Here is a 17,671-nt window from a genome sequence, read left to right on the forward strand (position 1 = left end):
TAATCAGACAGAAACCGGGCAACGAGGGTCGCATGCGCATTCTGATCACCAATGACGACGGCATCAACGCGCCGGGGCTTTCGGTGCTCGAAACGATCGCGGCCGAGCTGGCGGGCCCGGCGGGCGAGGTCTGGACCGTCGCCCCCGCCTTCGAGCAATCGGGCGTCGGCCATGCGATCAGCTACAACCGGCCGATGTCGATCGCCGAGCTGGCGCCGCGCCGCTTTGCCGCCGAGGGCAGCCCGGCCGATTGCGTGCTGGCCGGTCTTTACGACGTGCTGACCGACGGGCGCCCGGATCTGGTGCTGTCGGGGGTCAACCGCGGCAACAACTCGGCCGAGAATGCGCTTTATTCTGGTACCCTTGGCGGGGCGATGGAGGCCGCGCTGCAGGGCATTCCCGCAATCGCGCTGAGCCAGTTCCTCGGCCCGGCCTGCCTTGGCCCCGGGCTTGACCCGTTCGAGGCCGCCCGCGTGCATGGCCCGGCTCTGGTGCGCAGGATCTGGGAAAACGGCATCTGGGACGATGGCCCCTATCGGGTCTTTTACAACGTCAATTTCCCGCCCGTCCCCGCCGCCGCGGTCAGGGGCACGCGGGTCGCGGCGCAGGGCTACCGGAGCGACAGTTTCTTCACCGTGGAACCGGCCGTTTCGCCCAATGGGCGGCGGTTTCTGTGGATCAAGGGCGGTCCGCAGCATGGCGCCACCGCGCCCGGCACCGATGCGATGGTGAACCTGGAGGGTCATATCTCGGTCACGCCGATGCGCGCCGATCTGACCGCGCATGACGTGCTCGCCGATCTCGAGGCGCGGCTGGCATGACCGAGGACGAAGCCGCACAGATCAAGATGCAGTTCCTTTACGCGCTGCGCTCGAAGGGCGTGACCGATGCCCGGATCCTGTCGGCGATGGAACGCATCGACCGCGGCGCTTTCGTGCGCGGCATCTTTGCCGAACGCGCCTATGAGGACATGCCGCTGCCGATCGCCTGCGGGCAGACGATCTCGCAACCCTCGGTCGTCGGTCTGATGACGCAGGCGCTGGCCGTGGGCCCGCGCGACCGGGTGCTGGAAATCGGCACCGGCTCTGGCTATCAGGCCGCGGTGCTGTCGCTTTTGTGCCGCCGCGTCTATACGGTCGACCGCCACCGCCGTCTGGTGCGCGAGGCGCAGGCGGTCTTCGAGGCGCTGTCGCTGCCCAATATCGTCGCGCTGGCCACCGATGGCTCGCGCGGGCTGCCCGATCAGGCGCCTTTTGACCGGATCCTGGTCACCGCCGCCGCCGAGGACCCGCCGGGGCCGCTGTTGTCGCAGCTGAAGATCGGCGGTATCATGGTGCTTCCGGTCGGCCAGTCCGACACCGTGCAAAGCCTGATCCGCGTGACCCGACTGGAAACCGGCTTCGATTACGAGGAGTTGCGCCCGGTGCGCTTCGTGCCGCTGGTCGAGGGCATGGCGGGCGACTGAGCCGGGTCCCCGCGGAACCGGGACGAGACCGAAGAACGACAGACCGAACGAGGACGAGCGATGCAAGCCCCCCACTCCCGCCGACTGACCCGCGTGCTGCTGACCGGCGTCGCGCTGGCCGTGCTGGCCGGTTGCGGCAAGGACGGCAGTTTCGATGCCGACCTGCGCCATTTCGGCAAGACCGGCTTCGACACCACCGACGCCGTGCGGCAGGCCACCGCCGACCGCCCCGCCCCCGATGCGCGCGGGGTGATTTCCTATCCGAATTATCAGGTCGCCGTCGCACGGCAGGGCGACAGCGTCGGCTCGATCGCCTCGCGGCTGGGGCTCGATGCGGCGGAACTGGCGCGCTACAATGCGCTGGCGCCGAACACGCCCTTGGGCAAGGGCGAGGTTCTGGCCCTGCCCAAACGGGTCGGCGAACCGGCCCCCGCCGCCGTCGCGGGCGGGGCTGCCGCCGCGGGCAGCGAGCGGATCGACATCACCTCGCTGGCGGGGGCCGCGATCGACCGCGCCGCCGTCACCCAGCCGCCCGCCGAGACGCCCGCGGCCCCCGCCACCGCGCCCCGTCCCGCCGCGCCAAGTGCCAGCCCGGTGGCGAAACCGGCCGCCCCCGCCCAGACCGGCGCCGAGCCGATCCGCCACCGCGTCGCCCGCGGCGAGACCGCCTATTCGATCGCGCGCTATTACAATGTCCCCGCCAAATCGGTGGCGGACTGGAACGGCCTGCCCGCCGATCTGAGCGTGCGCGAGGGCCAGATGCTGATGATCCCGCCCGCGACCGGCGCCGCGCCGCGCTCCGCCACCGCGACGCTGACCGAACCGGGCGAAGGCTCGCCCACGCCCGAGCCGCCCTCGGCGGCGAAACCGCTGCCGAAAGAGGTGCCGCCGAAAGCCTCGGACCCGGTCGACACATCCGCCGCCCCCGATCTGGGCGCCGCCCGGACCGAGGCCTCGCGCAGCTCGAAATTCGTCATGCCGGTGCCGGGCGCGATCATCCGCCCCTATGCCAAGGGCAAGAACGACGGGGTGGACATCCGCGCCGCCGCCGGAACCGCGGTCAAGGCCGCCGATGCGGGCACAGTCGCGGCGATCACCAAGGACACCGAACAGGTGCCGATCCTGGTTTTGCGCCACGAGGGCGGGCTGCTGACCGTCTATGCCAATATCGACGGCATCACCGTCGCCAAGGGCGACAAGGTGCGCCGCGGCCAGAGCATCGCCAAGGTCCGCGCGGGCGACACCGGCTTTTTGCATTTCGAAGTCCGCAAGGGCTACGATTCGGTCGATCCGATGCCCTATCTGGACTGAGCCCCGACCGGGGCGCCGGCCGCGAAAAGGGGGCTTTGGCCCCCTTTTTCCATCCGGTAACAAGAACTTGACCTCTCTGGCCGGGAAGCGCAATTTGCCGTGGGGGCGAGGACACCCCCGCGGGAGGGGGGGACCATGGCGCTTTTGCATTTCCTGAGCACGATTTCGCCGGTGGGTCTGGCCACGGCGGCGCTGGCCCTGTCGGGGGCGCTGGGTCTGCTTCTGGGCGGGCTGAACTGGCGCGGCATCGGGCTGGGCATCGGGGGGGTGCTGTTCGCGGGGCTTTTCGTCGGTCACTGGACCTCGGTCGCGGGCCTGCACCTTGCCCCGGAAATGCTTGAATTCGTGCGCGAATTCGGCCTCATCATCTTTGTTTTCACGATCGGCATCCAGGTCGGGCCGGGCTTTTTCGCCTCGTTGCAGCGGGCGGGCCTGCAGTTTAACCTGATCGCCGCCGCGATCGTCCTTCTGGGCGTGGCCACCACGGTGGCGCTGCATTTCATCGCCGACATTCCGGTGCCCGCGCTGGTCGGGCTGATGTCGGGGGCGGTGACGAACACCCCGGGGCTGGGCGCGGCAACGCAGGTGCTGAAGGATGCGGGCATCCCCTCCGAGGTGATTTCCGAAGCCTCGCTTGGCTATGCGGTCGCCTATCCCTTTGGCATCCTTGGCATCTTGCTGACGATGATCGCGGTGCGGCAGGTGCTGGCGATCCGCATCGAGCGCGAGGAGGCCGATTTCGAGGCGGCCCGGGCCAAGGGCGGCACCAAGGAGCTGCCCGCGCTGAACGTGGTGGTGCGCAACCCCAATCTTGAGGGGCTGGAACTGGGCGAGGTGCCCGATCTTTACGATCAGGGCGTTGTGGTGTCGCGGCTCAAGCGCGGCGAGGTGCTGATGCATCCGTTGCGCTCGATGGCGCTGCACATGGGCGACGTGCTGCATCTGGTCGGTCCCGCGGACAAGCTGCATGCGATGGTGCTGATCCTGGGCGAGGAGGTGGATGTCTCGCTCACCTCGACCAAGGGCACGCAGCTGAGCTGGCAGCGCGTCGCGGTGACGGCGCAAAAGGCGCTGGGCAAGCATATCCGCGATCTGGGGCTTGAAGAACGCTCGGTCTCGATTTCGCGCGTCACCCGGGCGGGGACGCAGCTGCCGGTCGAACCCGATCTGGCGCTGCAATTCGGCGACATCCTGACCGTGGTCGGCGCCCCCGCCGATATCGAGGCGGTGAAACCGCTTTTTGGCGATCAGATGAAAAGCCTGGATCTGGTGCAGTTTTCCGGCGTCTTCTTCGGCATCCTTCTCGGCGTGATCCTCGGCTCGATCCCGATCGCCTTTCCGGGCCTGCCCGCGCCCTTGAAACTGGGTCTGGCGGGGGGGCCGCTTGTCGCGGCGATCCTGCTCTCGCGCATCGGTTTCCTTGGTCCCTTCGTCTTCTTCATGCCGCCCGTCGCCAACCATGCGCTGCGCGAATTGGGCATCGTGCTCTTCCTCTCGGCGGTCGGGCTGAAGGCGGGCGGACAATTCGTGCAGACGCTGATCCACGGGCCGGGGCTGACCTGGATGCTTTACGGCATGGTGATCACCCTCGTGCCGCTGATGATCGTGGGCTTTGTCGCCCGTGTCGTCTATCGGGTGAACTACCTCAGCCTTTCGGGCGTGCTGGCGGGGTCGATGACCGATCCGCCCGCGCTCGCCTTTGCCAATGGCATGTCCGGCTCGGCGGCGGCCTCGGTCGGCTATGCCTCGGTCTATCCGCTGGTGATGTGCATGCGGATCCTGGCACCGCAAATCATCGTGCTGCTGTTGCTGTAAGCCGCCCCGCGAAGGAGAGACCATGAAGATCGCCACCTTCAACATCAACGGCATCAAGGCCCGCGCCGAGGCCCTGCCCGCCTGGCTGCGCGCGGCCGAGCCCGATGTCGTGCTGCTGCAGGAGATCAAGTCGACCGACGAAGCCTTCCCGCAGGAGGTGCTGGACGGTACCGGCTACACGGTGCACACGCACGGGCAGAAAAGCTTCAACGGCGTCGCGATCCTGAGCCGGTTGCCGCTGGAGGATGTGACGCGCGGCCTGCCCGGCGACGACAGTGACGACCAGGCCCGCTGGATCGAGGCGACGGTGATCGGCACCCGCGCGGTGCGGGTCTGCGGGCTGTATCTGCCCAATGGCAACCCCGCGCCGGGGCCGAAGTATGACTACAAGCTGGCCTGGATGGCGCGGATGCAGGCGCGGGTGGAAACCCTGCTGCGCAGCGAGGAGCCGCTGGTTTTCGCGGGCGATTACAACGTGATCCCGCAAGACGAGGATGCCGCGAAACCGGAAAGCTGGCGCGCGGATGCGCTGGCCCTGCCCGAGACCCGCGCGGCGTTCCGGCGGATCGTGAACCTTGGCCTGACCGATGCCTTCCGCGCCCGCGTGCCGGGCCCGGGGCAGTATTCGTTCTGGGATTATCAGGCGGGGGCCTGGCAAAAGAACAACGGCATCCGCATCGACCACCTGCTGCTTTCGCCGCAGGCGGCCGATCTGTTGCGCGATGCGGGCATCGACAAGGAGGTCCGCGCGGGCGAGAAACCCTCGGACCATGTCCCGGTCTGGATCGATCTGGACGCCTGAGACGGCCCCCCCCCCGCTTGGCTGCCGCGGCTCCTATTTCCGCGGCGCCGTCACGTCGTGGCCATAGACCCAGTCGAAACGGCCCAGGATCTTGCCCGGCGCAATCGCCGAGGCCGTGCGCAGCGCCAGATGGCCGATCACCCGCGCCGGGCCCGACAGGTGATAATTGCGGGCGTTTTCATTCGCCGCCTCGACGATCGCCTCGCAGCGCCCGCGCCGCGCCGCCTGATAGGCGGCCAGCCCCTCAGCGTCGCTTTGCGCTTCCGCCAACGAGGCCGCCAGCACCCAGGCATCTTCCAGCGCCATCACCGCACCCTGCGCCATGAAGGGCAGCGTCGGATGGGCGGCGTCGCCCAGGATCGCCGCGCCGCGGCCCTGCCAGACCCGCGCCACGCGATGCCGAAACAGCCCCCAAAGCCAGGGTTCCTTCACCGCCTCGAGCCAGTCCTGCACCTGCGGGCAGAACTCCTCGAAAGCCGCCAGAAGGCTGCGCGGATCGTCGCGATGCGACCAGCCCTCGGCGGTCCAGCGCTGGCGTTCCTCGACCGCCACGATGTTGCGCAGGCCGCGCCCGATCGGATAGCTGACCAGATGCCGCCCGTCGCCCATGAAGACCTGCGCCACCTTGGGCTCGGCATCGTCGCAGGGGATCAGCGTCCGCCAGGCGACCTGATGGGTGAAAAAGGGCCGCCCCTCGCCGTTCAGCGCGCGGCGCACCCGCGATTGCAGCCCGTCGGCGCCGATCAGAAGGCCGGTCTCGATCTCCTCGCCCTTGAGCATCTTCAGCCGCGGCAGATGCGGGCCCAGCATCACCTCGGCCACCCGGCTTTGCAGCTTGATCTCGACGCCCGCCGCCCGCGCGCCCTCGGCCAGAAGCTCGATCAGCCGGGCGCGATGCAAAAGCCGGTATTCCTCGCCCGGGCGCAGCCGCGCCAGATCGAGCCGCGTCACCCGCTTGCCGGTCTCGCCCTCGCGCAGCTCGATCGCCTCGGCCTGCGGACCGGCCGCGGCCAGCGCCTCGCCCAGCCCGAGCGCATGCAGCACCCGCGCGCCATTGGGGGAAATCTGCAGGCCCGCGCCGACCTCGCGGATCGCATCGGCCTGTTCCAGCACCGTCACCTCGGCGCCGCGAAGCGCCAGCGCCCGGGCCACCGCAAGACCCGCAACCCCGGCCCCAAGCACCGTCACCTTCCGACCGATCAGCACGACCAGACCCTTTCCGAACCGTTGGACCCCGCCCGACCCGGAGCCGTCTTCCAAAAAAAGCACCGGCCCCTGCTGGTGCCGGTGTCCCATGTCCTTGCGAGAATTCAAACCCCCCACGCTGGGGCGTCGCGTCGCACCCCCCTGTCGCACCCCCCCTGCGAGGCGGTGGCCGGGGTCAGTCGTCGCGGTGCACGCGCTCGCGGCGCTCGTGTTTTTCCTGCGCTTCCAGCGTCATCGTGGCGATCGGCCGGGCGTCAAGCCGCTTGAGCGAGATCGGCTCGCCGGTCATTTCGCAATAGCCGTATTCGCCATTCTCGATCCGGCGCAGCGCGGCATCGATCTTCGAGACCAGCTTGCGCTGCCGGTCGCGGGTGCGCAATTCCAGCGCGCGGTCGGTTTCCTCGCTGGCGCGGTCGGCCAGATCGGGCACGTTGCGCGCCGATTCGGCCAGCCCTTCAAGGGTTTCGAGCGATTGTTCCAGCAGTTCCGATTTCCACGCCAGAAGCTTGCGGCGGAAATATTCAAGCTGCCTTTCGTTCATGAAAGGCTCGTCTTCAGCCGGACGGTAATTGTCGGGAAGGAAGGTCTCGGCTTTCATCGCGTCACTCACTGTCGGGCCCTCGGTCGTGTCGGGCTTGCCCCCCGGCACCGCTCGGCGCTCACTTACCCTAACCCGCATGGGTTGTCACCCCCGCTTTGCGGCCGCGGCATCTTTCCTGCGCCGATCCCGCGCGGCGCTTGCGGCGATTTTGGCGCCCGGCTAGGCTTTCGGCAGCAAGCAAGGAGAGGCAAGTGCAGTTCAGCTCGACCAAGGATTACGTTGCCCCCCCCGATCTGATCGTGGCGGTGAATGCCGCCGTCCGGCTGGAGCGGCCGCTGCTGGTCAAGGGCGAGCCGGGGACCGGCAAGACCGAACTGGCACGGCAGGTTTCCGCGGCGCTGGGGCTGCCGATGCTCGAATGGGCGGTGAAATCGACGACGAAGGCGCAACAGGGGCTTTACGAATACGATGCGGTCTCGCGGCTGCGCGACAGCCAGCTCGGCGATGCGCGGGTGAACGAGGTCAGGAATTACATCCGCAAGGGCAAGCTCTGGCAGGCCTTCGAGGCGGAGGCCAAGGTCGTGCTTCTGATCGACGAGATCGACAAGGCCGACATCGAATTTCCCAATGACCTGTTGCAGGAACTCGACCGGATGGAGTTCCACGTCTACGAGACCGGCGAGACGATCCGCGCGGCGCATCGGCCGATCGTCATCATCACCTCGAACAACGAAAAGGAACTGCCCGACGCCTTCTTGCGGCGCTGTTTCTTTCACTACATCCGCTTCCCCGATGCCGAGACCCTGCGCGCCATCGTCCGCGTGCATTTCCCCGGCATCAAGGAGGCGCTTCTGGCCGCCGCGCTGAGCCGATTCTACGAGATCCGCGAAACCCCGGGGCTGAAGAAGAAGCCCTCCACCTCCGAGGTGCTGGATTGGCTGAAGCTGCTTCTGGCCGAGGATCTCTCGCCCGAGGATCTGAAGGCCGATCCGGCAAACCTGTTGCCGAAGCTGCACGGGGCGCTGTTGAAGAACGAACAGGATGTGCATCTGTTCGAGCGGCTGGCCTTCATGGCGCGGCGGCAGGGGCGCTGAGCGCCGCCCTCAGCGCGGCAGGACGGTGACCCGGCAGGTCGCGGGGGCGGGGCCGATCTCGCCCAGCCACAGCACCCCGGCCTGTTGCAGGTCGATCTCGAGCAGGCATTCGCCCTCCCGCTCGGGGGCGCGCACCAGAAGCGTGGTGTCAAGCGTGCCGCCCGGCGGCAGCGGCCGGTCGAGCGGCTGCTGGCCGTCAAGCCATTGCAAAAGGCTGCCATCGGGCGCGCGCCAGTGGTTGCCCAGCGAGAGCCCGCTTTCGGGGCTGGGCGCCCAGACCGCGTCCGAGCTGTTGCGCAGGCTCACCGGCACCTCGCACAGGCCGCGCGCTTGCATCACCAGCTGCGCGGGCGCGGTGATTTCGGCCGAAAGCGACCAGAGCGGGAAGACCCCGGGGCTGGTTCCCGTCACCGCATCCATGCGCCGGCGCAGGATGTCGGTCCACAGTTCCAGGATCTTGCCGTTGAAAAGCTTGCCATGTTCCGAGGGAATGGTGTCGATCGTGCATTGCGGCAGGTTGGCGCGCAACAGCGCCTCGGCGTCGTGAAAGCGCGACAGCGGGTTGGTCACGTCATGGCGCCCGAGGATGAAGGCCGCGCGGCCGCCATAGGGGGTGATCTGGAGCGGGTTGAGACAGATCAGCAGGGCGACGGGGTGCTCGGCCGCGGTCAGCAGTTGCGCGGTCTTCTGCGCCAGAAGCGCGCCCTGACAATTGCCGCCCAGAAACAGCGGCCCCGAAAGACCGAGGGACAGCACCTCCTCGGCGCACATCGCCGCCAGATGCAGATGGGTCTTTGCCCCGGGCTTCACCACCATATGCCCCGAGCGCAGGCCGTAAAGCGGCTGATCGGGGCCGAGTGCCGCGGCCAGCGCCGCAAAGGGCGCATAGCCCTGACAACTCCAGATCAGCGGCGGGCGCGAGCCCGCGACATTGACCCCGAAGATCAGCCCGTTCGCGCTGACCACCTCGCCCCGCCACCAGGGCCTTGTGACCGCCGCGATCTTCTTGCGCAGATCGGCCACAAGCGTCGGATCGATCAGCCCCGCCCCGACGGGGGCGGCGGCGGCGGCGGCGGCCGGGCTGTCCTGCGGGGCGGGAGGCGCGATCTTGCTCATGTTCGCCGCAACCAGCCGTTGAAGTTGAACGTGGCATTATAGCCGAAGCGGTCGCAAGACTGCGTGTCGATCTCGTAATCGGCGCCGCGGCGGGCCAGAAAAGCATCGATCGCGCGCGAGGGCGGCGACAGCGCCGAGGCCACCGCCGCGCTGTCGGCGGCGTCGCGAAACGCGCCATCCTCGATGATCACGTAATCGCCCCGCGTCAGATGCGGATCGACATAGTCCAGAACCGCGGTGCAGGTCGCCTCGTCATGGGCGGAATCCTCGATCACCAGCAGCGGATGGCCAAGGCGGCGCAGCTCCTCGGGCGGCAGCACCCGCGCCAGATCGCGGGCGTCGCCGATGCGGGCATCGACCTGCGGATGCGCGCTGGGGGGGCGCGGCAACAGATCGATGCTGATCACCGGCCCGGGCAGGCCCAGCGCCACCATCATGTCGGCCAGCCATTCGGTCCGCCCGCCTTCGAGACTGCCGATCTCGATCACCGCGGCCGGTTTCAGCTGCCCCAGCAGCGCCAGATAATTCGCCATGTCCAGCGGGTTGAGCAGCATCGCCCGGCCCTTGTAGCGATAGTCAAGGCTGCCCTTGAGCAGGTCGGTCAGCACTGCGCCGGGCAGCGCGCTGGAAAATTCCCGCGCCCCGCCGCCCTGCCCCGCCGCCGGTCTTGGCCCCGATCCCGCGGGGGCCAGCATCGGGCGGCTGGCATCAAGCCGTTCCAGCTCGGCGATCTTGCACAGGCTGCGCAGCGGGGGGCTCAGTTCCAGCCCGCCCAGCACCGCCGAGAGCGCCCCCTCGCGGTCCGCCGCCAGCCGCGGCTGCGGCACGATCACCGCCAGACCGAACAGAAGCGGCAGCCAGACGACATGAAACTCTGCCCCGCGTCCGGCCAGAAAATCCTCGATCGCGGTCTTGACGCCATTGCGCGGACCGCCCTCCTCCACGGCATGGGCAAAGCCCGCATTGTGCCCCCCCGGCGAAAGGCCGCGTTCCCGCGGCAAGAGCCCGCCGATGCGATGGGGCTGGCGATGCGCGGCGGGGATGCGGTCGGGGCAATAGTAAAGATCGCGGCGCGCATAGGGCCATTCGACATCGTGGCAGATAGTGATCGGCGCATCGGGTGCCAGCGGGCCGTCGCCGCCGTAGATCGCCTGCAGCTCGTGATACATCGTGTACCAGTTGTGGTCGCCATCCAGCAGCACGACATCGGCGGGCAGAAGATCGCCCAGCACGTCCAGGCTGGGGCGCGGGTGAAACACCGCCACCCCGGCGAAGCGGTCGCACAGCCGCGCCACCTCGGGCCCCGGTTCGGGATCGACGATGTCAAGCCGCGCCCCGGCGGCCTTGGCCCAGCCGGCCAGAAACCGGGAATGGCGGCCCGCATCGGCGCCGACCTCGATCACGCGGCGCGCTTCGGCGGCGTCCAGAATGGGTTTGACGACACTGGGCCAGAATTGGAACACGGGGCTGTCTCCGAAAAAGGGTCACGACTTGCGCCAGAAGGCGCCCGTCCAGTCGATCATGCCAAGCGGCGCGGTGATGCCGCGCGCGGCGCGGAAGCGGTCCACCGCCAGCGCGCATTGGCCAAGGGCGCCGTAATCGTCGATGATGACGAAGCCCCCCGGCGCGACGCGGTCGTAAAGCGCCTCCAGCGCCTGCAGGGTGGAGCTGTAAAGATCGCCATCAAGCCGCAGCAGCGCCAGTTTTTCCACCGCGCAGCCCGCCAGCGTGTCGGCAAAGAAGCCGGGCAGGAACCGCACCCGCGCATCGAGCAGGCCGAAATCGGCAAAGGCCCGCTCCACCCGCGCCTGCGACACGGCCAGCGCCGGGGCGCGCTCGCGCGACAGATCCAGCCCCTCGTCTTCGGGCAGCGCGGGCGGTGGCAGCCCGGCAAAGGAATCCGCCACCCAAAGGCTGCGGTCCTGCGCCCCGGCCAGATCGAGCATCGCCTTCATCAGCAGGCAGGCCCCGCCGCGCCAGACCCCGCATTCCATCAGATCGCCCGGCACCGCCTCGGCCAGGACGGTGGCGACGCAGTCCTGCAGATGGTCCAGCCGCCGCCGCCCGATCATCGTATAGCCCAGCGGCGGACCGGCCTGCGCGGTCAGCGTGTCAAGCCCCTGCGCCCGCAACCGCCGCTTTTCCGCCAGCGCCGGGGCCAGCTGGCCGGGCACGTCGTAAAGCGTCTCGCTCCAGAAGGCGGGGGGGATGTCCTTTCGGCCCCGCAGCGCATCCAGCGCAACCTCGGTTTCCAGCCCGGTCTCGTTCAAAAGCACCGCCTTGAGCAGGTCGAGATAGCGCTCGCCCGCCTCGGGGCCGGGCCGCAAGGGCGTTGCCGCCGCGCGCGGGGGGGCCGTCTGCGCCGCGGCAAGCTGGCGGGCGTAAACCTCGGCGGCGCGGCGCGACACCGGGCCGAAATAGCTGCGCTCGGTATCCACGACCCGGATCCGGCCGCGCAGGCGGTAATATTCCTTGGCGGCGCGCTTGTGCACCTCCAGCGCGGCGGCCCCGGCATTCGTGTGGGTGCCGCCATGGATCTGATGAAAGATCCCCTCGCCCAGAACCACCACCTGCCGCGTGCCCGGATGTTCCAGCGCGCGCCAGAGCAGATCGGCATTGGCCGCCCCGCCGCCCGGGCTTTCGAAGGCCGGATCGAAGCCGCCCAGCGCCTCCCAAAGAGCGCGCGGCAGGAACAGCAGATTGCTTTCGCTGAGCGGGCCGAACCAGCCGCGCCGGACATTCTCGGCAAAGGGGCTGATGTCGAACAGCCGGTAGCCGTCGGCCTGCCAGTCGATCCCGGCCAGCAGCCGGTCCTCCCAGGCGCTGTCATAGCCCTGCTGCTGGGTCAGCCATTGCGGCCCCGGCCCGATCTGGAACGAGAGCGTGCTGACGACCGGCATCGGATCGGTCCGCGCCGCGCGGCGACAGGCCTCCAGCAGGCCGGGGCTGGCCATCCGCGCGCCGTCGATGCTGACGCCGATCAGCGGCGCCGCCGCAAGGCCCAGCCCGTGGTTGATCGCCCGCACCGGCGAGGGCGTCGGATCGGCAAAGCGCTCGATCCGCAAATTCAGGCCCAGATCGGCGAAATCCTCGGCCCGCGGCGGCTGGCGCGAGCCGTTGTCGATCACGATCACCTCGTAATCCTCGGCGGCGATGCCCTCCTGATAGCGCGGCGACAGGCTGTAAAGCGTCCGCGGCAATTCGCGCGCCATCTCGTGGCTGATCACGATCAGGCTCAGCTCGGGCGGCTTGCGGGTCATGCGAGCAGGCCGCTTTCGCGCAGATCGGCGATCAGCTCGTCGATCGTGGCATTGCGCAGGACCAGCGTCGCCTCGATCTCGGTGCCGAAATGTTCTTCCATCGCGCCCGCCATCACCACCGCATCGACCGAGTCGATCCCGAGGTTGTAAAATGGCGCATCGCCGGTGATGGCGGTCGCCTCTGCCCCCGTGAGCGACACGAGAAAATCGGTGATCCAGGTTCTGACGGCGGTTTCATTCAGCATCGGGGCCTCGCAGCAAGGTATTTCGGGGGCCATGCGGGTCAGACCTGCACGGGAAGATTGGTCATGCGGCGCTGGTTGTGCAGCGCCCGCCAGCCGGGCCGGTCGATGCACAGCCGCGGGCGCGGCCCGTCCAGCACGGTGCCCAGCGCGATTTCGGCCTCCATCCGGGCGACCCAGGCGCCCAGGCAGTGATGCAGCCCGCCGCCAAAGGATTGCACCGGCCGCCCGGTGCGCCCGGGCAGGTAAAGGTCGGGGTCGGGATAGGCCTGCGGATCGCGGTTGGCGGCGGCGATCATCAGCACGATCTGCTGGCCCGCCCGGATCTCCTGCCCGGCCAGGGTCATGTCGGTGGCGGCGCGGCGGCGGACCTGCTGGATCGGCGCCTCCAGCCGCAAGGCCTCTTCGGCGGCACTGGCCAAGAGCTTCCGGTCCGCCGCGACGCGGTCGCATTGATCGGGATGGTCGAGCAGCAGCCAGAGCGCATTGCCGATCAGCGCCGAGGTGGTCTCGAAGCCCGCCATGAAGACGAAACTGGTCAGGGCGGTCAGCCGGTCGTCGTCAAAGGGCGCCTCGGAGGCGTCATTGCGGCTGACCAGAAGCGACAGGCCATCGTCCCGCGGCGCAAGGCGGCGGGCCGTGATCTCGGCGCGCAGGAAGGCATGGGCCTCGGTCAGGCGCCGTTCGGCGGCGCGGAAATCGCGGATCGAGGCGCCGCGGTTGAGGATCACCGGCACCCCCGAAAGCGTCTTCGCCAGCCAGAGCGCATCGGCATCGGCCAGCCCCAAAAGCCAGCCCATGAACAGCGGCGGCAGCGGATCGGCAAAGCCGGTCATCAGATCCAGACCGCCGTCGCGGACCAGCGGCGCATGAAGGCTGCGGGCGATGCGCGCCACCTCGGCGGCGCAGGCGGCCTGCGGGCGCAGCGCCAGAAGCCGCGCCACCAGCGCGCGCAGCGGCCCATGCGCGGGCGGGTTGCGGAAAAAGATCGCCATGTCAAGCAGCCGCAACAGCTCGACCGGGTGGTCGCCCAGCGCCTGCGAGACATCGGCGACGAACTGCCCCAGATCCAGCGTCAGCAGGCCGGGGTTGCAAAAGGCCGCGCTGACCTCTTGATGGCGCAGCAGCACCCAGGCCTGTTCGGTCTCGGTCCAGAACACCGGCGCGCGGGCGCGCAGCTGCGCGTAGACCGGATAGGGGTCGTCGCGCAACAGCGGCGCAAGACTGTTGAACGATCCAAAATCAACCATCGGAACCTCCTGAAAATGAAAGATGATCTGTCTTCGTGACCGGGCAGCGGGCCAGCTCTCCGGCCAGATGGGCGGCGCGGCAGGCGCCGCGGCGGATCTTGTTGCTGGTGGTGCGCGGCAAGGTGCCCGGCCGCACCAGCACGACTTCAAACGGGCGCACCCCGAAGCCCTCGCAGATCGCCGCCGTGACCGCCTGCGCCGCCAGATCCAGCGCCGGATCGGCCTGATGGCCGCGCCGGACCTCCTGCACCACGACCAGCGCCTCGGCCCCGTCTTGCGGCACGGCAAAGGCGGCGGCAGTGGCGGAAAGCGCGGGATGGGCGCGGGTGGCGGCGGCCTCGATATCCTCGGGGTGGTGCTTGGCGCCGCGGATGATGACGATATCCTTCAGCCGCCCGACGACGGCCAGCCCCTCGCCCCGCATCTGCCCCAGATCGCCGGTGCGCAGGAAGGCCGGGCCATCCTCGTTCGCGATCCGCGCCCCGAAACTGTCCCGGCTGCGGTCGGGCTGCTGCCAGTAGCCCGCGCCGACATGCGGCCCGGCCACCCAGATCTCGCCCACCTTACCCTCGGGCAGGCGTTCGCGGGTTTCGGGATCGACGATGGCCAGCTGCTGCCCCGCGGCGCCAAGGCCGCAGATCACCCGCTCGGGCTGGTCGGCAGATCCGGGCAGCGTGGCAAGCCCGCTGCCCGCCGGCCCGCCCGAGACGAAAAGCGTCGTCTCGGCCATGCCGTAACAGGGAAACAGCGCCTTCGGGTCGAAGCCCGCCGGGGCAAGACGGGCGGCGAAGCGGCGCAGATCCTCGGCCCGGACCGGCTCGGCGCCGCAAAAGGCGACGCGCCAGCTGGAGAGGTCAAGGCCCTCGATCTGCTCGGGGCGCAGGCGCTCGGCACAGAGCGCATAGGCGAAATTCGGCCCGCCGCTGCTGGTGGCGCGGTGGCGCGCGATCGCCTGCAGCCAGCGCAGGGGCCGCTGGATGAAATCCATCGGCGCCATCAGCACCGTCTCGGCCCCCAGATAAAGCGGCTGCAGCATCCCGCCGACCAGCCCCATGTCGTGAAACAGCGGCAGCCAGCTGACCATCCGCGTCGTGCTGTCATGGCCAAAGGCGCGGCGGATCATCTCCATGTTGGCGATCAGATTGGACTGGGTGACGATCACCCCGCGCGGATCGGCGGTCGAGCCCGAGGTATATTGCAAGAAGGCCGGATCTTCGGGTTGCGGCGGTTCGGGTTGCGGCGGATCGCCCGCGGGGGCGGGCCCGTCGGTGGCGATCCAGTCCAGATCGGGCCGCAGCGCGGCCACCGCGTCGCGGATCGTCGCCTCGGCGGCCAGCGCAGCCGAACACAGCACCAGACGGGGCCGCGCATCGGCGGCAATCGCGGCGATCCGCGGGGCAGAGCGCGCAGGCGTGATGAAGGGCGTCGGCACCGCGATGGCGCCTGCGTAAAGACAGGCCCAGAAGCCGATGACAAAGGGCAGACCCGGCGGATAGACCAGAAGCACGGTCCGCCCGCGCGCGCCCCGCGCCAGCAGCTCGGCCGCCCAAAGCCGGGCCTGACGGTCAAGCCCGGCATAGGTCAGGCAGGTCCCCTCGCCCTCGCCGCGGTCCAGAAACCGCAAGGCGATCTTGTCGGGGCAGTTCCGGGCGTGCCGTTGCAGCACCTGCGCCAAGGTGGCATCGGGCCGCGTGCCGGGAAGGCCCGGCGATGTCCCCTCTGTCATGCCGCCCCCCCTTGCGAAAACCGCGTCACCGCCTCGGTCGGGGGGCCAAGCCCCCAGTCCGCGCCCATCTCGCAGCGGTTGCAGACCGGCATCGCCGCCCGGCGCGTTTCCAGCGCCCGCAAGAAGGCCGCGCGCCGGTCCCCGGCCCGCAGCATGCTCAGGCGGTCCTGCCCCAGATTGCCAAGCAGCGCCGCCCCCGGATGAAAGCAGCATGGCACGATGTTGCCGCGATGATCGACGTAAAGATTGCCCGGATCGGCGGCGATCGCACAGCCGCCCGTGCCCATCGTCACCCGATCGCGGGCGCGGTCGCGCAGGCTGTCGGGCAGCTGGATCCAGCCGCGGAATTCGGGATGAATGCCGAAAGGCCCCAGCACCTCTCGCCAGCGCTGCCGGTACTCGGGCGCCTCGATCACGCAGCGCGCCTGCAGGCGCAGGGCCGGATATGTCGCCGCCAGATCCCGGGCAAAGGCCAGAAACGTCATCAGTTTCGACCACCTGGCCGGTGGCCGCAGGGCTTCGTAGCTGGCCGGCGTGCCGTCGCCGTCGCAGCTGACCGTCAGCAGATTGAGCGCCCCCATCGCCACCAGCGCCTCCAGCCGGTCGCGGGCCTCGGATTGCGCATTGGTGGAAATCTCCACCCAATGCCGCCGGATCGGGCTTTCCAGCAGGATCCGGCCCAGCTCTTCCAGCGCGGGATGCAGCAGCGGCTCGCCGTAGTTGAACAGCCGTATCAGCGTGATCTTCGGCACGTCGATGTTGGACAGGCAGCGCGCGAACAGCTCGGGCGCGATGAACTCGGGGCGGGGATCAAGGCCGGAATTCGGGCAGCCGACACAGCGCAGCTGACAGCCGCCGACGATGTCGAAATGCAGCGTGGACAGCGACAGCGGCCTCCCGGCTCCCCCCCCCGGCCAAAGCCCCGGCCCGACTCGTCTGTCGCGGCGACGGATGTGTCATGGGCTTTCGCAGCCTCCCGAAGTTGCGCAACCCGCGGCTGCAGATGGCGGACATGACCAAAGACGACCCGGTCGGCTGGCTTGTTGATGAGTTTGCCCTTCAACACCGACCCCCGGACGTCTTTGGCAAAGGTCGGACCAACGGCGTCACGGCACAATCCGAAACGACACGCCCCGCAGGACATGCCCGGCAAGTACAGGAAGACCATCGTAAATCCCGGTGGTCAAGGGGGATTCGTCGGCGCTTGCGCGGCGTCGCCCGCAGTTGCCACAGCCGCGGCAAGCACGCCCCGCGCCCCCCGGCCGTCGTCGCCACGCATAAAAAATACCAAAACTCGATAAACGCAGTGGACTTTTTTCCGAAGATGGCATTCCCTTGCCAAAGACGCAGCTTCGGAGAGCCCGGATGGCCCAGCTTGACCTGATCGACCGCAAGATTGTTTCTGAACTGATGCGCGACGCGACGCTGCCGGTGGCGCAGATCGCCGACCGGGTCGGGCTGTCGCAGACGCCGTGCTGGAAGCGGATCCAGAAACTGGAAGCCTCGGGGGTGATCGAAAAGCGCGTCGCGCTGGCCAATCCGCAGGAACTGGGGCTGGGCCTGACCGTCTTTGTCGCCATCGAGGCCCCCGATCACGGCCCGGAGTGGCGGGCCGCCTTTGCCGCCGCGGTCGAAAAACTGCCCGAAATCATGGAGGTCTGGCGCATGGCGGGGGAAATGGATTACCTGCTGCGCGTCGCGGTCTCGGACATGGCGGCCTATGACCTGCTTTACCGCCGCCTGACCGATGCGGTGCCGATCCGCAACATCACCTCGCATTTCGCGATGGAGCGGCTGCGCCACACCACCGCCTATCCGATCGACACCAAAAGCTGGTAGGCGG

The 17,671-nt window shown here is 68.8% G+C and carries 16 protein-coding genes; 7 read left to right on the top strand and 9 right to left on the bottom strand.

Annotated elements, in window-relative coordinates:
• Window positions 1–32: 32 nt before the first annotated feature.
• The 5 genes from surE to xth all read left to right on the top strand — a co-directional run bounded on the left by surE (window position 33) and on the right by xth (window position 5,393).
• Window positions 33–821: a 5'/3'-nucleotidase SurE gene (surE, locus tag RCAP_RS11985; RefSeq protein WP_013068134.1), complete on the top strand. Its 789-nt coding sequence runs from the start codon at window positions 33–35 to the stop codon at window positions 819–821.
• Window positions 818–1,465 carry a protein-L-isoaspartate(D-aspartate) O-methyltransferase gene (locus RCAP_RS11990; protein WP_013068135.1) on the top strand — a complete coding sequence of 216 codons (648 nt, stop codon included), beginning with the start codon at window positions 818–820 and terminating at the stop codon, window positions 1,463–1,465. Before surE ends, RCAP_RS11990 begins: the two co-directional genes overlap by 4 nt.
• A 60-nt stretch (window positions 1,466–1,525) precedes the next feature.
• Complete coding sequence (locus RCAP_RS11995) at window positions 1,526–2,776, top strand: LysM peptidoglycan-binding domain-containing M23 family metallopeptidase (protein ID WP_013068136.1); 1,251 nt, start codon at window positions 1,526–1,528, stop codon at window positions 2,774–2,776.
• 135 nt (window positions 2,777–2,911) lie between these two features.
• On the top strand, window positions 2,912–4,591 hold the full coding sequence (locus RCAP_RS12000) for a putative transporter (RefSeq protein WP_013068137.1): 1,680 nt from the start codon (window positions 2,912–2,914) through the stop codon (window positions 4,589–4,591).
• A 22-nt stretch (window positions 4,592–4,613) separates the two neighbouring features.
• Window positions 4,614–5,393: an exodeoxyribonuclease III gene (gene xth, locus RCAP_RS12005; protein ID WP_013068138.1), complete on the top strand. Its 780-nt coding sequence runs from the start codon at window positions 4,614–4,616 to the stop codon at window positions 5,391–5,393.
• 33 nt (window positions 5,394–5,426) lie between these two features.
• Here the strand turns inward: xth and RCAP_RS12010 are convergent, their stop codons facing one another.
• On the bottom strand, window positions 5,427–6,599 hold the full coding sequence (locus RCAP_RS12010) for an FAD-dependent monooxygenase (protein WP_013068139.1): 1,173 nt from the start codon (window positions 6,597–6,599) through the stop codon (window positions 5,427–5,429).
• A 175-nt stretch (window positions 6,600–6,774) separates the two neighbouring features.
• Window positions 6,775–7,197: an RNA polymerase-binding protein DksA gene (gene dksA / locus RCAP_RS12015; RefSeq protein WP_013068140.1), complete on the bottom strand. Its 423-nt coding sequence runs from the start codon at window positions 7,195–7,197 to the stop codon at window positions 6,775–6,777.
• Window positions 7,198–7,391: 194 nt separating this feature from the next.
• On the opposite strand from dksA, the gene RCAP_RS12020 reads away from it, so the two are divergent.
• Window positions 7,392–8,234 (top strand): AAA family ATPase, encoded by an 843-nt coding sequence (locus tag RCAP_RS12020; protein WP_013068141.1) that lies wholly within the window; start codon window positions 7,392–7,394, stop codon window positions 8,232–8,234.
• 9 nt (window positions 8,235–8,243) lie between these two features.
• On the opposite strand, the gene RCAP_RS12025 is transcribed toward RCAP_RS12020, so the two are convergent.
• The 7 genes from RCAP_RS12025 to RCAP_RS12065 are packed head-to-tail and all read right to left on the bottom strand — an operon-like array spanning window position 8,244 to window position 16,781.
• Window positions 8,244–9,350 carry an alpha/beta hydrolase family protein gene (locus tag RCAP_RS12025; RefSeq protein WP_013068142.1) on the bottom strand — a complete coding sequence of 369 codons (1,107 nt, stop codon included), beginning with the start codon at window positions 9,348–9,350 and terminating at the stop codon, window positions 8,244–8,246.
• Complete coding sequence (locus tag RCAP_RS18575; protein ID WP_013068143.1) at window positions 9,347–10,813, bottom strand: CmcI family methyltransferase; 1,467 nt, start codon at window positions 10,811–10,813, stop codon at window positions 9,347–9,349. The genes RCAP_RS12025 and RCAP_RS18575 overlap by 4 nt, the downstream gene beginning before the upstream one ends.
• A 21-nt stretch (window positions 10,814–10,834) precedes the next feature.
• Window positions 10,835–12,610: a TylF/MycF/NovP-related O-methyltransferase gene (locus RCAP_RS18580; protein ID WP_013068144.1), complete on the bottom strand. Its 1,776-nt coding sequence runs from the start codon at window positions 12,608–12,610 to the stop codon at window positions 10,835–10,837.
• Window positions 12,607–12,855, bottom strand: a complete 249-nt coding sequence (locus tag RCAP_RS12050) for an acyl carrier protein (protein WP_013068145.1) — start codon at window positions 12,853–12,855, stop codon at window positions 12,607–12,609. Before RCAP_RS12050 ends, RCAP_RS18580 begins: the two co-directional genes overlap by 4 nt.
• Window positions 12,856–12,893: 38 nt before the next feature.
• Window positions 12,894–14,102 (bottom strand): cytochrome P450, encoded by a 1,209-nt coding sequence (locus RCAP_RS12055; RefSeq protein ID WP_013068146.1) that lies wholly within the window; start codon window positions 14,100–14,102, stop codon window positions 12,894–12,896.
• A complete protein-coding gene (locus tag RCAP_RS12060; RefSeq protein ID WP_013068147.1) occupies window positions 14,095–15,828 on the bottom strand; it encodes a fatty acyl-AMP ligase in 1,734 nt (577 codons plus the stop codon). Before RCAP_RS12060 ends, RCAP_RS12055 begins: the two co-directional genes overlap by 8 nt.
• Entirely contained in the window at window positions 15,825–16,781 is a 957-nt protein-coding gene (locus tag RCAP_RS12065; RefSeq protein WP_337999037.1) for a radical SAM/SPASM domain-containing protein, read from the bottom strand. The genes RCAP_RS12060 and RCAP_RS12065 overlap by 4 nt, the downstream gene beginning before the upstream one ends.
• A 412-nt stretch (window positions 16,782–17,193) precedes the next feature.
• Here RCAP_RS12065 and RCAP_RS12070 point away from each other — a divergent pair, with 412 nt between their 5' ends.
• Window positions 17,194–17,667: an Lrp/AsnC family transcriptional regulator gene (locus tag RCAP_RS12070; protein ID WP_013068149.1), complete on the top strand. Its 474-nt coding sequence runs from the start codon at window positions 17,194–17,196 to the stop codon at window positions 17,665–17,667.
• Window positions 17,668–17,671: the final 4 nt, after the last annotated feature.

This window comes from Rhodobacter capsulatus SB 1003, assembly GCF_000021865.1.
In the GTDB taxonomy this organism is placed as follows: domain Bacteria; phylum Pseudomonadota; class Alphaproteobacteria; order Rhodobacterales; family Rhodobacteraceae; genus Rhodobacter; species Rhodobacter capsulatus_B.

What these genes read in the sequence shown, in the direction of transcription:
- xth (WP_013068138.1), top strand. Translation starts at nt 4,614, where the DNA reads ATGAAGATCGCCACCTTCAACATCAACGGCATCAAGGCCCGCGCCGAG.
- RCAP_RS12060 (WP_013068147.1), bottom strand. Translation starts at nt 15,828, where the DNA reads ATGACAGAGGGGACATCGCCGGGCCTTCCCGGCACGCGGCCCGATGCC.
- RCAP_RS12055 (WP_013068146.1), bottom strand. Translation starts at nt 14,102, where the DNA reads ATGGTTGATTTTGGATCGTTCAACAGTCTTGCGCCGCTGTTGCGCGAC.
- RCAP_RS11995 (WP_013068136.1), top strand. Translation starts at nt 1,526, where the DNA reads ATGCAAGCCCCCCACTCCCGCCGACTGACCCGCGTGCTGCTGACCGGC.
- RCAP_RS12025 (WP_013068142.1), bottom strand. Translation starts at nt 9,350, where the DNA reads ATGAGCAAGATCGCGCCTCCCGCCCCGCAGGACAGCCCGGCCGCCGCC.
- RCAP_RS11990 (WP_013068135.1), top strand. Translation starts at nt 818, where the DNA reads ATGACCGAGGACGAAGCCGCACAGATCAAGATGCAGTTCCTTTACGCG.
- RCAP_RS12070 (WP_013068149.1), top strand. Translation starts at nt 17,194, where the DNA reads ATGGCCCAGCTTGACCTGATCGACCGCAAGATTGTTTCTGAACTGATG.
- RCAP_RS12000 (WP_013068137.1), top strand. Translation starts at nt 2,912, where the DNA reads ATGGCGCTTTTGCATTTCCTGAGCACGATTTCGCCGGTGGGTCTGGCC.
- RCAP_RS12050 (WP_013068145.1), bottom strand. Translation starts at nt 12,855, where the DNA reads ATGCTGAATGAAACCGCCGTCAGAACCTGGATCACCGATTTTCTCGTG.
- RCAP_RS18580 (WP_013068144.1), bottom strand. Translation starts at nt 12,610, where the DNA reads ATGACCCGCAAGCCGCCCGAGCTGAGCCTGATCGTGATCAGCCACGAG.
- surE (WP_013068134.1), top strand. Translation starts at nt 33, where the DNA reads ATGCGCATTCTGATCACCAATGACGACGGCATCAACGCGCCGGGGCTT.
- dksA (WP_013068140.1), bottom strand. Translation starts at nt 7,197, where the DNA reads ATGAAAGCCGAGACCTTCCTTCCCGACAATTACCGTCCGGCTGAAGAC.